Origin of the sequence: Enterobacter sp. 2VL (genome assembly GCF_005503595.1) — a bacterium.
Classification (GTDB): Bacteria; Pseudomonadota; Gammaproteobacteria; order Enterobacterales; family Enterobacteriaceae; genus Enterobacter; species Enterobacter cancerogenus.
In genome coordinates, this window is sequence record NZ_SCNE01000005.1 from 136,821 (window position 1) to 149,983 (window position 13,163).

Annotated in this window: 15 protein-coding genes; 6 read left to right on the top strand and 9 right to left on the bottom strand. The window is 60.5% G+C overall.

What is annotated here, in order from left to right; genetic code table 11:
• Positions 1–5: 5 nt before the first annotated feature.
• Complete coding sequence (locus tag FFS28_RS13835) at positions 6–1,430, top strand: 6-phospho-beta-glucosidase (protein WP_006178182.1); 1,425 nt, start codon at positions 6–8, stop codon at positions 1,428–1,430.
• Between the two features lie 88 nt (positions 1,431–1,518).
• Here FFS28_RS13835 and hycI read toward each other — a convergent pair whose 3' ends face one another.
• From hycI to hycA, 9 genes are all read right to left on the bottom strand, one after another.
• Complete coding sequence (gene hycI / locus FFS28_RS13840) at positions 1,519–1,974, bottom strand: hydrogenase maturation peptidase HycI (protein WP_101737076.1); 456 nt, start codon at positions 1,972–1,974, stop codon at positions 1,519–1,521.
• Positions 1,967–2,377 (bottom strand): formate hydrogenlyase maturation HycH family protein, encoded by a 411-nt coding sequence (locus tag FFS28_RS13845; protein ID WP_088208651.1) that lies wholly within the window; start codon positions 2,375–2,377, stop codon positions 1,967–1,969. Before FFS28_RS13845 ends, hycI begins: the two co-directional genes overlap by 8 nt.
• Positions 2,374–3,141 carry an NADH-quinone oxidoreductase subunit B family protein gene (locus FFS28_RS13850; protein ID WP_137849836.1) on the bottom strand — a complete coding sequence of 256 codons (768 nt, stop codon included), beginning with the start codon at positions 3,139–3,141 and terminating at the stop codon, positions 2,374–2,376. Before FFS28_RS13850 ends, FFS28_RS13845 begins: the two co-directional genes overlap by 4 nt.
• Positions 3,141–3,683: a formate hydrogenlyase complex iron-sulfur subunit gene (locus tag FFS28_RS13855; RefSeq protein WP_058608507.1), complete on the bottom strand. Its 543-nt coding sequence runs from the start codon at positions 3,681–3,683 to the stop codon at positions 3,141–3,143. The genes FFS28_RS13850 and FFS28_RS13855 overlap by 1 nt, the downstream gene beginning before the upstream one ends.
• Before the next feature lie 9 nt (positions 3,684–3,692).
• Positions 3,693–5,402: a formate hydrogenlyase subunit HycE gene (hycE, locus tag FFS28_RS13860; RefSeq protein ID WP_058608508.1), complete on the bottom strand. Its 1,710-nt coding sequence runs from the start codon at positions 5,400–5,402 to the stop codon at positions 3,693–3,695.
• A gap of 15 nt (positions 5,403–5,417) precedes the next feature.
• A complete protein-coding gene (locus FFS28_RS13865) occupies positions 5,418–6,341 on the bottom strand; it encodes a respiratory chain complex I subunit 1 family protein (protein WP_137849837.1) in 924 nt (307 codons plus the stop codon).
• Position 6,342: 1 nt separating this feature from the next.
• Positions 6,343–8,157, bottom strand: coding sequence for a formate hydrogenlyase subunit 3 (gene hycC / locus FFS28_RS13870; RefSeq protein WP_137849838.1), 1,815 nt, complete (start codon positions 8,155–8,157; stop codon positions 6,343–6,345).
• A complete protein-coding gene (locus FFS28_RS13875; protein ID WP_006178192.1) occupies positions 8,154–8,762 on the bottom strand; it encodes a 4Fe-4S dicluster domain-containing protein in 609 nt (202 codons plus the stop codon). Before FFS28_RS13875 ends, hycC begins: the two co-directional genes overlap by 4 nt.
• 70 nt (positions 8,763–8,832) lie before the next feature.
• Positions 8,833–9,297: a formate hydrogenlyase regulator HycA gene (gene hycA, locus FFS28_RS13880; RefSeq protein WP_088208686.1), complete on the bottom strand. Its 465-nt coding sequence runs from the start codon at positions 9,295–9,297 to the stop codon at positions 8,833–8,835.
• Positions 9,298–9,507: 210 nt separating this feature from the next.
• Between hycA and hypA the strand changes: the two genes are divergently transcribed.
• From hypA to hypE, 5 genes are read left to right on the top strand one after another with little or no spacing between them, the layout of a single operon-like run.
• A complete protein-coding gene (gene hypA, locus FFS28_RS13885; RefSeq protein WP_137849839.1) occupies positions 9,508–9,858 on the top strand; it encodes a hydrogenase maturation nickel metallochaperone HypA in 351 nt (116 codons plus the stop codon).
• A gap of 3 nt (positions 9,859–9,861) precedes the next feature.
• Entirely contained in the window at positions 9,862–10,725 is an 864-nt protein-coding gene (gene hypB, locus FFS28_RS13890; RefSeq protein WP_137849840.1) for a hydrogenase nickel incorporation protein HypB, read from the top strand.
• A complete protein-coding gene (locus FFS28_RS13895; protein ID WP_088208645.1) occupies positions 10,716–10,988 on the top strand; it encodes a HypC/HybG/HupF family hydrogenase formation chaperone in 273 nt (90 codons plus the stop codon). Before hypB ends, FFS28_RS13895 begins: the two co-directional genes overlap by 10 nt.
• Before the next feature lie 3 nt (positions 10,989–10,991).
• Positions 10,992–12,113, top strand: coding sequence for a hydrogenase formation protein HypD (gene hypD / locus FFS28_RS13900; RefSeq protein WP_137849841.1), 1,122 nt, complete (start codon positions 10,992–10,994; stop codon positions 12,111–12,113).
• Complete coding sequence (hypE, locus tag FFS28_RS13905; RefSeq protein WP_137849842.1) at positions 12,110–13,120, top strand: hydrogenase expression/formation protein HypE; 1,011 nt, start codon at positions 12,110–12,112, stop codon at positions 13,118–13,120. The genes hypD and hypE overlap by 4 nt, the downstream gene beginning before the upstream one ends.
• Positions 13,121–13,163: the final 43 nt, after the last annotated feature.

Consider the following 13,163-nt stretch of genomic DNA (forward strand, 5'->3'; position numbering starts at 1 on the left):
TAGAAATGTCGGTTTTTCCACAAGGATTTTTATGGGGCGGCGCGCTTGCCGCCAACCAGAGTGAAGGTGCGTACCGCGAGGGCGGCAAAGGGCTGACCACGGTCGATATGATTCCCCACGGTGCGAACCGTCTGGCGGTTAAACTCGGGAAGGAAAAACGTTTTTCATTGCGCGACGACGAGTTTTACCCGAGCCACGAGGCGATTGATTTTTACCACCGCTATAAAGAGGACATCGCCCTGATGGCGGAGATGGGCTTCACGGTGTTCCGCACCTCAATTGCCTGGAGCCGCCTCTATCCGAACGGTGACGAGCCGCTGCCGAACCAGGAGGGCATCGCCTTCTACCGCGCGGTATTCGAGGAGTGCAAAAAGTACAACATCGAGCCGCTGGTGACCCTGTGCCACTTCGACGTGCCGATGCATCTGGTCACCGAATACGGCTCGTGGCGCAACCGCAGGATGGTTGATTTCTTCGCCCGCTACGCGCGGACCTGCTTCGAAGCGTTTAACGGCCTGGTGAAATACTGGCTGACCTTCAACGAAATCAACATCATGCTACACAGCCCGTTCTCCGGCGCGGGGCTGGTGTTCGAGGAGGGTGAGAACGAGGACCAGGTGAAATACCAGGCCGCGCATCACGAGCTGGTGGCGAGCGCGCTGGCGACCAAAATCGCCCACGAGGTTAACCCTGAAAATCAGGTCGGCTGTATGCTGGCGGGCGGTAATTTCTACCCTTACTCCTGCAAGCCGGAAGACGTGTGGATGGCGCTGGAGAAAGATCGCGAGAACCTGTTCTTTATCGACGTGCAGGCGCGCGGCCGCTATCCAGCCTACTCTGCCCGGGTGTTCCGCGAGAAAGGGGTGGTGATTGTTAAAGACCCCGGCGACGACGAACTGCTGACAAACACCGTTGATTTTGTCTCGTTCAGCTATTACGCCTCTCGCTGTGCGTCGGCGGACATGAACGCGAACAATACCAATGCGGCGAACATCGTGAAGTCGTTACGTAACCCGCACATTGAGGTGAGCGAGTGGGGTTGGGGGATTGACCCGCTGGGCCTGCGCATCACCATGAACATGATGTACGACCGCTATCAGAAGCCGCTGTTCCTGGTGGAAAACGGCCTCGGCGCGAAGGACGAAATCGACGCCAACGGCGAGATCAACGACGACTACCGCATCAGCTACCTGCGCGAGCACATCCGCGCGATGGGCGACGCGATCGAGGACGGTGTGCCGCTGATGGGGTACACCACCTGGGGCTGTATCGACCTGGTGGCCGCCTCGACGGGCGAGATGAGCAAGCGCTACGGGTTTGTCTACGTGGATCGCGATGATGCCGGTAACGGCACGCTGGAGCGGACGCGCAAGAAATCGTTCGGGTGGTATAAGAAGGTGATTGCGAGCAACGGGGGGGATCTGGCGTAGCCTGTTGCCCTCACCCCGGTCCTCTCCCACAGGGAGAGGGAGATGGGTTTTGTAGGCCGGGTAAGGCGAAGTCGTCACCCGGCACTGCTCAGAGTGGAGCAAAACCCCCATCCCCCACCCACTCCGCAAGGCGGGAGTAAACATCCTCCACCGCCGCTTTCACCGGTGGCGTCATCGGGTAATAAAACCCAACGATGTCCGGCTGAATACCTAAAAACAGCACCTCGCCCACGTCGTCTTTAATCTGATCGACCAGATAGTTCAGCGGCATATTGTGGGTGGTCATCATAAACATTCCGGCGATGTCGTCCGGGTCAATCAGGCGGATCTCGCCGGGGTTAAGCCCCATATCGGTAGCATCGACGATTAACAGCTTTTCAGGGCGCAGTTCGCGAATGGCAACCACGTCGTTTTCCGGGGCGCTGCCGCCGTCAATCACCACCCAGTTGCCCTGCGGGTTTGCGGCACACATCTCTGCCAGCAGCGGGCCGGCACCGTCGTCGCCCATCATGCTGTTGCCCACACACAGTAAAACGTCAGTCACGTAATCTCCTCACCATCAGGTAGATGGCGCTCTCCTGATGAATGTCGTGCAGCATGCTAAGCAGCGTTTTGCTCCATGCCTGCTGCGCCGGGGTTTGCTGGCGCAGCGCGGCGTCAAAGGCGTTGGCGAGCATCGCAATGTGGTTGGCGTCGATGACGATCTCGCCGTACTTCGGCACCCCCTCCATTTTACGCCGCGCCGCGCTGCCCTCCTCCAGCGTGCCTATCCACGCCAGATACTCCGCCCACGGGCAGCTCAGCGCTGCCTCCAGGCAGTCGATGACGCCAAGGTGGTGCCCAATCGCCAGGCTGTAATAGACCACCTGCTGCGCCGCATCCGGCGTGGCGTCGTTCTCATCAATAAACTTACGGCTCAGTTGGCTGAACACCACCGTTTCACTCATCGGATACGCGCCTCATCAACGATCTGGTTCAGGTTCGCCACGATCTCATTAAGACGTGGATCGTTTTCCGCCTCCAGCCAGCGCGCAACCTGATGGTCGCCCTGCCCCAGCAGACGCAGATAGTCATCGGCAATCTGGCGGCCATAGCGATACCCCGCCAGCCTGCGCGCGGTGCGGTCAACCTTCACGCGCAGCGGCTGCACCATATCCGGATGCAAAATGGTCGCAGGCTGGCTATCACGCTCGCCGGGTTCGCGGGCGTGGATTTTCTGCTCCAGCAGGCCGAGCGCCATCGCAAAGCCGTACAGCGTGGCGGCAGGCGTCGGCGGGCAGCCTGGAATATAGACATCCACCGGTACAATTTTATCGGTCCCGCCCCAGACGCAGTACAGGTCGTGGAAGATGCCTCCGCTGTTGCCGCAGGCCCCGTAGGAGATGCAGATTTTGGGATCCGGCGCGGACTGCCAGGCGCGCAGCGCAGGGGATCGCATTGCGCGGGTGACGGCCCCGGTAAACAGCAGGATGTCCGCATGGCGCGGAGACGGCACCACTTTTATCCCGAAGCGTTCAGCGTCAAACAGCGGCGACAGCGTGGCGAAGATCTCAATCTCGCAGCCGTTGCAGCCGCCGCAGTCCACGCGGTAGACGTAGGCCGAACGTTTGATTTTTTTCAGCAGCGACGCCTTCATGCTGGCGATGGATTCGTCCACCGTCATCGGCACCGGAATGCCTTTGTCGTCGCGCGGGCCGAGTAAATTTTCCATCAGCTGGCCTCTCTCATGTGACGGGTTAAATCGATGCGGTCAGACGGCAGCAGGCATTTCTGACGCTTACATTCCGGGCAGGTTTCAAAGCCTTCGCGGTGGTGTTCCGCGCGGACATCGCCATTGTGTTTCAGCAACGCAATGGCGTAGTCGATCTCTTTTTGTACGGCAAACGGACGCTTGCAGACGCGGCAGTTGCACAGCGCAAAGCGCGACTGCTGCAGGAAGTCCTCTTTTTTCCACACCGCCAGTTCGTACTCCTGGGAAAGACGAATGGCCGCCGTCGGGCAGACCTCCTCGCAGCGGCCGCAGAAGATGCAGCGTCCCAGGTTGAACTGCCAGGCCAGCTCGCCGCTTTTCAGGTCGGTTTCCACCGTCAGTGCATTCGACGGGCAGGCATTGACGCAGGCCGCGCAGCCGATGCACTGCTGCGGGTTATGCTCCGGCTTGCCGCGAAAGTTTTTGTCGACCGGCAGCGGCTCCAGCGGATAGCGGCTGGTCTGCGTGCCGGTTTTGATCACTTTTTTGATAAAGGTAAACATGACGAGTCCTTATTTCAGCGGCGAGTTCTTACGCTCGATGCTGTAGCGCTCAAGCTCTTTGTACGGCACCACCTGGCTTTTCTTCTTGCGCACGTCCACCACGGTCATGCGGTCGGTGCAGGAGTAGCACGGATCAAGGCTGCCAATGATCAGCGGCGCGTCGGAGACCGTATTCCCGCGCAGCATGTAGCGCAGGGTTGGCCAGTTGGCGTAGGTCGCCGCACGGCAGCGCCAGCGGTATAGCTTCTGGTTGTCGCCGGTCATGCTCCAGTGGATATCGTCCCCGCGCGGGGCTTCGGCAAAGCCGAGGGCAAAGCGGTTTGGAATATAGGTGAAGCCTTCCACCATCAGCGGGCCGCCCGGCAGGTTATCGAGACCGAAGTCGATCATGTTCAGCGCGGTGAATACCTCGTTGATACGCACTTTGAGACGGGAGATAACGTCGCAGCCCTGCTCGCTGTGCACCTCCATCGGCAGCAGGCCATAACCAACAAACGGGTGGTCGGCGCGGGTGTCGCGGGCGTGGCCGCTGGCGCGCACCATCGGGCCGACGTTGCTGAAGTCACGGGCAATTTGCGGATCAAGACGACCAATGCCAACGGTGCGCTGCTCGATGTTTGGCGTGCTGAGCAGCATATCCACCAGCTCCTGCACGTCGCGACGCATCTGCTGTGCCAGTTGCCGGGTCTGGATCATGTCATCTTTCAGCAGGTCGCGGCGGATCCCACCGATCAGGTTCAGGCCGTAGGTTTTACGCGCCCCGGTGAGAATTTCAGCCATCTTCATCGACGCTTCACGCACGCGGAAGAACTGCATGAACCCGGAGTCGAAACCGACAAAGTGGCAGGCCAGGCCAAGGTTCAGCAGGTGCGAGTGCAGACGCTCCACCTCCAGCAGGATGGCGCGGATCATCTGCGCGCGCTCCGGCACCACGATCCCCATCCCGTTCTCCACCGAGGTGGTGTAGGCGGTGCTGTGGGCGAAGCCGCAGATGCCGCACACGCGGTCGGAGAGGAACGTCACTTCGTTGTAGCCCATGCGGGTTTCCGCCAGTTTTTCCATGCCGCGATGGACGTAGAACAGGCGGTAGTCGGCGTCGATAATGTTCTCGCCGTCAACAAACAGGCGGAAATGGCCGGGTTCGTCAGAGGTCACGTGCAGAGGGCCGATCGGCACCACGTTGTTCTTTTTACTGCCCAGCTCGTTGATAAACTCGTAGGTCTCGCTGTCAGTGGTCGGCGCGGGGCGCTGGCGGTAGTCCATGCTGTCTTTGCGCAGCGGATAGAGTTCGTCCGGCCAGTCGTCCGGCAGCACCAGACGGCGCTCGTCAGGCAGCCCCACCGGCACCAGACCGTACATATCACGCACTTCGCGCTCGCCCCAGACGGCGGCAGGCACGCGCGGCGTGACCGACGGGTACTCCGGCTTGTTCGGATCAACCTCGACGCGCACGGTGAGCCAGCACTTCTCCCCCTGCTCCATCGACATCACGTAGTACACCGCGTAGTTGCCGCACAGCTGGCGCTCGTCGTTACCGAACAGTACCGAGAGCCAGCCGCCCTGCTGGTAATAGAGAAACTCCACCACTTCCGGCAGATAATTCACCTTCACGGTGACGGTAATCTGGTCTTTGGTCTGCCAGGACTCCTCCAGCACCACGCCGGGAAAAGCCTGATGCAACGCGGCGAGATACTGTTGACCTTTCTTTTCTTCAGACATAAATACTCTCTTAAATCACGCCACCAGCAAGGAGACGAAAGCTAAAAATGCAAAACCAAAACCGGCCCACGTGATACGCGACGTCGCCGCAAAGCGCAGGCGCGCCATGCTGTTTTCAAACAGGGCAATCACCAGCACGCCAACCAGCAGTTTGAACGCCGCAATCACCACGGCCAGCACCAGGCCGCCAGCGGTGAAATGCGTCATCTGCCCCCACGGGAAGAAGACGCCAACGAACATCTGCAGCACCACCAGTTGCTTAAGGCTGATGCCCCACTTCAGTACCGCAAAGCCGTAGCCGCTGTATTCGGTGAGCGGCCCCTCCTGCAGCTCCTGCTCCGCTTCCGCGAGGTCAAAAGGCAGTTTGCCCATCTCAATAAAGGTGGCGAACGCGCAGGCGCAGAGCGCCAGGACCAGCGGAATGGTGCGGGCAACCGGCCAGTGATAAACGGTATCGGTGATTAAGCTGAGGTGGGTTGATCCGGCGACCTGCGCGGCGACCCACAGCCCGAGCAGCAGGATCGGCTCCACCAGTACGCCGAGCATGGCTTCACGGCTGGCACCGATACCGGTAAACGGGCTACCGGTGTCGAGACCCGCAATCGCGAAGAAAAAGCGCGCGATGGCAAAGAGGTAGATCAGGGTGATCAGATCGCCCAGCGCCGGCAGCGGCGACCCCACGGTCACCACCGGCAGCGCGGTCGCGATGGTCAGCATCACGCCCACCATCACAAAGGGCGTCAGGCGGAACACCCAGCCTGCGGCGTCCGGGGCCACGCTTTGACGCGCAAGCAGTTTGAACAGATCGCGGTACTCCTGCAGCACGCCAGGCCCGCGACGGTTGTGCATCCGGGCGCGCGCCACACGGCTTATCCCGGAGAGCAAAGGCGCGACGGCGAATAACACCAGCGCCTGAAGTATTGCCAGAAACAGACTCATGTCAGGCTCCTCGTGAAATCACAATCACTACCAGCACCGCCAGCTCGATAACCGCCAGTCGGCGGAACAGCGCAGGCGCGGCGGCGCTCTGCCAGCCAGGCACTCGTCCTGCCGGGTTTAGCCAGTGGCGCAGCTTCAGCACGGCGGAAAAGTTCTCTTTCACCGGCATGGCAAAACCATGCGCGGTGATCACCATCGACTGCTCATGCTCATAGCCGCAGGCCCAGGCTGCGCCGCGCGCGCGGGAACCAAGGCGGTCACGCCTGAAGAACAGCATCAGCACAAACGGCAGCAGCGGAGAGGCAATCAGCAGCAGCGCGATCATCGGTTGGGAAACCCCGGTGTGCGCCGTCGCAAGCGGCAGCGGAATAACGCTTCCCAGCAGCGGGATCAGCCACGGGGCAGCGACCCCGCCCGCAATACAGCACAGCGCGAGGGCAACGACGCTTATCGTCATCAGCACGGGCGCAGCGCGGGCGGTTTCCGCTTCACACGTGCGCGGCGCACCGAGGAAGGTGACGCCGTAGACTTTCGCCATACACATCACCGCCAGCGCGCCGGTGATCGCCAGCCCAACGGCCAGCAGCGGCCCCAGCAACCGTGCGATAAACGCCTCGCTCTGACCGAGCGCGAAGAAGGACTGATAAATCACCCACTCTCCGGCAAATCCGTTCAGCGGCGGCAGCGCGGCCATCGCCATCAGCCCCACCAGCATGGCGAGCGAAATGACCGGCATTTTTTTACCGATCCCACCGAGCTTTTCGATATCGCGATGACCGGTGCGGAACCAGACGCTGCCCGCCCCGAGGAACAGGGTGCTTTTAAACAGGCTGTGGTTGATAAGATGGTAGAGCCCGCCGATAAACCCGGCGGCAATCAGCGCCGGTTGGCTGAGCGCCAGCCCGGTGACGCCCGCGCCAAGGCCGAGCAGGATAATGCCGATGTTCTCCAGGGTGTGGTACGCCAGCAGACGCTGAATGTTGTGCTCCATCAGCGCGTAAAGCCCGCCGACGAACGCGGTGATCATCCCGGCTAACAGCAGCACCACGCCCCACCACAGCGGCGGTTGGCCGCTCGTCAGCGTCAGCGTCAGAATGCCGAACAGACCAACTTTCATCACCACCGTCGAGAACAGCGCGGCAGCGGGCGCAGAGGCGTTGGCATGCGCCTGCGGCACCCAACCGTGCAGCGGGATAATGCCCGCCAGCAGACCAAAGCCCACCACGCCCAGCAGCCAGACGTCGTTGCCCAACGTCTGGCCGTCGAGCGCAGCGAAGTCCAGCGTGCCGAAACGCTGCCACACCAGCCAGCAGGCCAGCGCCAGCAGCAGCGTACCGAGGCGGCCCAGCGCGAACCACAGCTTGCCGGAGGCGGTGCAGCCCGTCAGGAACACGCCGCACAGGGCCATGATTTCCGCCATCATCACCAGCGCCGCAAGGTTACTGGCGGTAACCGCACAGACCGCCGTCGCCATCAGCAGATTCACCAGCAGCCCGTTGGCGCTGGCGTTCGGATGGCGGTGCCAGTCAATATTAAACACGCTGATAAACAGCCCGCACAGGCCGAACGTGATAAGCCAGATCGCGTTCAGCGGCGTGACCTGCACCGCGTGATGGACAAACGGCATCACCGTGTGAATGCGCCCGCCGCCGAGCAGCACCACGCCGCCCGCGCCCAGCGTCAGCACGCTGCCAACGGCCCCGCCGATACCGGCAATCCAGCCGCTGAACGCTGTAGAGAAGGAGAAGATCGTCGCCAGTATGGCCGCAGCAGCAAAGACTGCTACGCCGGTGTTCATCATCGTCACGGCGTTCATTGTGCCCCCTCATTAAATGCCTGCAGCAGAGAAAGATCGCCCACGTCGGTGTTAATGGTCAGCTCGCGTTTACGCCTGCTGGTGCGGGCGATGTCGCGGATGTTGACCAGAATCAGCGCGTTGGTCGGGCAGGTGCGTACGCAGGCCGGGCCTTGCTCATCAAAGCTGCACAGGTCGCACTTCACCGCGACGGCGCGCACGCCGGGCACCCAGTCCAGCAGCGTGCTTACGCGTGCCGGCGCGGGAGGCGCAGGCGGCGCTTTGGGCGAGTTGGCATTCGCCGGGATATGCAGCGGGCGACTGCCGGAAAACTCAATCGCGCCGAACGGGCAGGCGATGCCGCACAGCTTGCAGCTCACGCACAGGCTTTCGTTCAGCTGCACGGCCCCCTCAACGCGGGTAATGGCGTTGACCGGGCAGACGCCCGCGCACGGGGCATCTTCACAGTGGTGGCAGAGCTGCGGGGCAGACTCTTTTTCATTACGCATGACGCGCAGGCGCGGCATGGACTGCAGCCCATGCAGGCGGTGCGTTTCCGAACACGCCGCTTCACAGGTTCGACAGCCAATACAGACCGTCGAGTCAGCAATTACAAAACGGTTCACCGGGCAATCCTCTGGTGATGGTCATTTTTGACGAAAAGATGTCTTCTCGACACTTCTCGACACTCGGGGATCAGGCAACGTGCGTTGGCGTCGTTGCCGCCACCAGCTGTTTCAGGTTGACCGGCAGGTCATGTTCAACCGCTGCGTACAGGCCGTTGTATACCGGCTCGATTTTTTCCAGATAGTGCTCCAGCACCTGCTGGCGATCGCGGTTGGAGACGTGACCATCGATCATGCCGTCGGACATCAGCTGCGCCTGTGCAATCCGTTGTTTTTCGCCCGCTTTTGTTTCGACGTAGTACTCAATGGTGTGGCTGTTAAAGGTGTTCGCCAGGGTGACGAAAATCGTGAAATGGCCGAAGAGGACAAAGCGCATATCCCCCTGCGCCGCACAGCTCATGGCGTGGTGAAGACGGGCTTTCGACAGGGTAATGCCCTGAATCAGAGAGTTGCAGTACTGGTGCCATTGCTCCTGCAGCTGCTGATGACGCCGTGCGATGTAATCGGCTTTTTCGCTGATTTCCCAAATAGTCATAAAACGCATCCGGTTAGTGAAGATTTCGGCTATTAAGCAGATTCCATGCCAGTTTTTAATGTATTGATTTACATAGGCTTTAATCTGGACTGCCCTGTCACATCGTCGGTGTCGACGTGTCATTTCGACAGCGTTGACATCGTCACCCCTTAAGGGAAATCAAGCTGGCACTGTTATTGCATTACAGGGTCAATTCATTGAGGAGGCGTCATGCACGAAATCACCCTCTGCCAGCGGGCTCTGGAACTTATCGAACAGCAGGCAGTACACAACCACGCCAAACGCGTGACGGGCGTCTGGCTGAAAGTCGGCGCATTTTCCTGCGTCGAAACCAGTGCCCTCACCTTCTGCTTTGAGCTGGTGTGTCGCGGCACGCTGGCGGAAGGCTGCGAACTTCACATTGAGGAGCAGCAGGCGGAGTGCTGGTGCGACCAGTGCCAGCAGTACGTCACCCTGCTGTCATCAAAGGTTCAGCGCTGCCCGCTCTGCCAGTGTGCGGGGCTGCGCATCGTGGCGGATGACGGCATGCAGATCCAACGCCTCGAAATTGAGAAGGAGTAACGTATGTGCAGTACCTGCGGTTGCGCTGAAGGCAACCTGTATATTGAAGGGGATGAACACCGTCCCCACTCCGCGTTTCGCTCAGCCCCCTTTTCCCCTGCGCCGCGCCCGGCGGCGGCATTCACCGGGGTCACCTTCACGCCGAAACGGTCCGTTGAGGGCGATTTGCACTACGGACACGGCGCAGCCGGCACCCATGCTCCGGGCATCAGCCAGCGCCAGATGCTGGAGGTGGAGATCAACGTGCTCGACAAAAATAACAAGCTCGCAGCCTGCAACCGCGCCCGCTTTGATGCGCGTAACCAGCTGGTGCTGAATCTGGTCTCCAGCCCCGGCTCCGGCAAAACCACGCTGCTTACCGAAACCCTTAAACGCCTGAATGCGCGCGTATCCTGTGCGGTAATAGAGGGCGATCAGCAGACGGTGAATGACGCGGCGCGCATTCGTGAAACCGGCACGCCCGCCATTCAGGTTAATACCGGTAAAGGCTGCCACCTTGATGCGCAGATGATTGCAGACGCCGCGCCGCGTCTGCCGCTGGCGGATAACGGCATTCTGTTTATCGAGAATGTCGGAAACCTGGTCTGTCCGGCGAGCTTCGACCTGGGCGAGCGGCATAAGGTGGCCGTGCTCTCCGTCACCGAAGGGGAGGACAAACCGCTGAAATATCCGCATATGTTTGCCGCCGCCTCGCTGATGCTGCTAAACAAAGTGGATTTACTGCCTTACCTCAACTTCGACGTGGAGAAATGCCTGGCCTGTGCCCGGGAAGTGAATCCGGATATTGAGATCCTGCTGGTCTCCGCCACGCGCGGCGAGGGCATGGAACACTGGCTGAACTGGCTGGAGCGTGAACGATGTGCATAGGCGTACCCGGACAAATTCACGCCATTGACGGCAATCAGGCCAAAGTGGACGTGTGCGGTATTCTGCGCGATGTCGACCTGACGCTGGTGGGCAGCACCGATGACACCGGCGCATCACGGCTTGGTCAGTGGGTGCTGGTTCACGTTGGCTTTGCGATGAGCGTCATTAACGAAGCGGAGGCCCGGGATACGCTCGACGCGCTGCAAAACATGTTTGACGTGGAGCCGGATGTGGGCGCACTGCTGTACGGCGAGGAACGGTAATCTATGCGCTACGTTGATGAATACCGTGCCCCTGAACAGGTGATGCAGCTGATTGACCATCTGCAATCCCGCGCATTATTACTTGAGTACACCGCCGAAAAACCGTTACGCATCATGGAAGTCTGCGGTGGACACACCCACGCTATCTTTAAGTTTGGCCTTGACCAACTGCTGCCGGAAAACATCGAATTCATTCACGGCCCCGGCTGCCCGGTGTGCGTGTTGCCGATGGGGCGTATCGACAGCTGCCTTGAGATTGCCCGCCATCCGGAGGTGATCTTCTGCACCTTCGGCGATGCGATGCGCGTGCCGGGCAAAAATGGCTCGCTGCTGCAGGCCAGAGCGCGCGGCGCGGATATCCGCATCGTTTACTCACCAATGGATGCGCTGAAGCTGGCGGCCGACAATCCGACGCGAAAAGTGGTTTTTTTTGGGCTGGGTTTTGAAACCACTATGCCCGCAACGGCCATCACACTCCAGCAGGTGAAAGCCCGCAACATCGGCAATTTTTACGTTTTCTGTCAGCACATAACGCTTATTCCCACCCTTCGCAGCCTGCTTGAAGAGCCGGACAACGGTATTGATGCTTTTCTCGCGCCGGGCCATGTCAGCATGGTGATCGGTACTGAGGCGTATGGTTTTATCGCCGGGGAGTACCATCGCCCATTAGTGGTAGCTGGTTTCGAACCACTTGATCTACTACAAGGCGTGACCATGCTGGTTGAGCAGAAAATAGCGGCTCTGAGCGTCGTCGAAAATCAGTATCGCCGCGTGGTGCCGGACGAGGGGAATGTGCATGCGCAGCTGGCCATTCGCGAGGTGTTCAGGGTGGAAGGCAACAGTGAATGGCGCGGGCTGGGGCTGATTGCTGAATCCGGCGTACACCTGACGCCGCCGTATCGTTCCTTCGATGCCGAGGCGCATTTCCGCCCGCAGCCACAGCAGGTGTGCGACGATCCTGATGCCCGCTGCGGCGAGGTGCTCACCGGCAAATGCAAACCTCATCAGTGCCCGTTATTTGGCAGCACCTGTAACCCGCAAACCGCATTCGGTGCGCTGATGGTCTCTTCCGAAGGGGCCTGCGCCGCGTGGTATCAGTATCGCAATCAGGAGAGTGAAGCATGAAGACCGTGGAAATGGCGCACGGCAGCGGCGGACAGGCGATGCAGCAGCTCATCAATCAGCTGTTTATGGACGCCTTTAACAACCCCTGGCTGGCCGAGCAGGAGGATCAGGCGCGCATTGCGCTCTCCACGCTTACCGCCCAGGGCGACAGGCTGGCGTTCTCCACCGACAGCTATGTCATCGATCCGCTGTTCTTCCCCGGCGGAGATATCGGCAAACTGGCTGTTTGCGGTACCGCCAATGATGTGGCCGTCAGTGGCGCGGTGCCACGCTACCTCTCCTGCGGGTTTATCCTCGAAGAGGGGCTGCCGATGGAGACGCTCAAAACGGTTGTCGCCAGCATGGCGCAGACCGCGCGCGAGGCGGGGATCGCTATCGTCACTGGCGATACCAAGGTCGTGCAGCGCGGCGCGGCGGATAAACTGTTCATCAATACGGCAGGAATGGGGGCGATCCCGGCGGATATTCACTGGGGCGCACAGCAGCTTGCCGTGGGCGACGTGCTGTTAGTCACCGGCACGCTGGGCTGCCACGGGGCGACTATCCTTAACCTGCGCGAAGGTCTGGGGCTGGACGGTGAGCTTCGCAGCGACTGCGCGGTGCTGACGCCCCTTATCCAGAGGCTGCGCACCCTACCTGGGGTGAAAGCCCTGCGCGACGCCACCCGGGGCGGCGTTAATGCCGTGATGCACGAGTTCGCCGCACGCTGCGGCTGTGGAATTGAACTGAACGAGCGCAGCCTGCCCGTTAAGCCTGCCGTGCGCGGGCTTTGCGAGCTGCTGGGGCTCGATCCGCTAAACTTTGCCAATGAAGGCAAGCTGGCGATTGGCGTTGAACGCCAGGCTGCCGACGCGGTACTGGCAGAACTGCGCGCCCATCCGTTAGGGAAAGAGGCCGCCATTATTGGTGAAGTGGTTGAACGCAAAGGGGTGCGTTTGACCGGGCTTTACGGCGTGAAGCGCACGCTGGATCTGCCGCACGCCGAACCGTTACCCCGAATTTGCTAGAACCGCGCCATAAGCGGTCAGCGCTGACGTTCTCTTTTTTGCC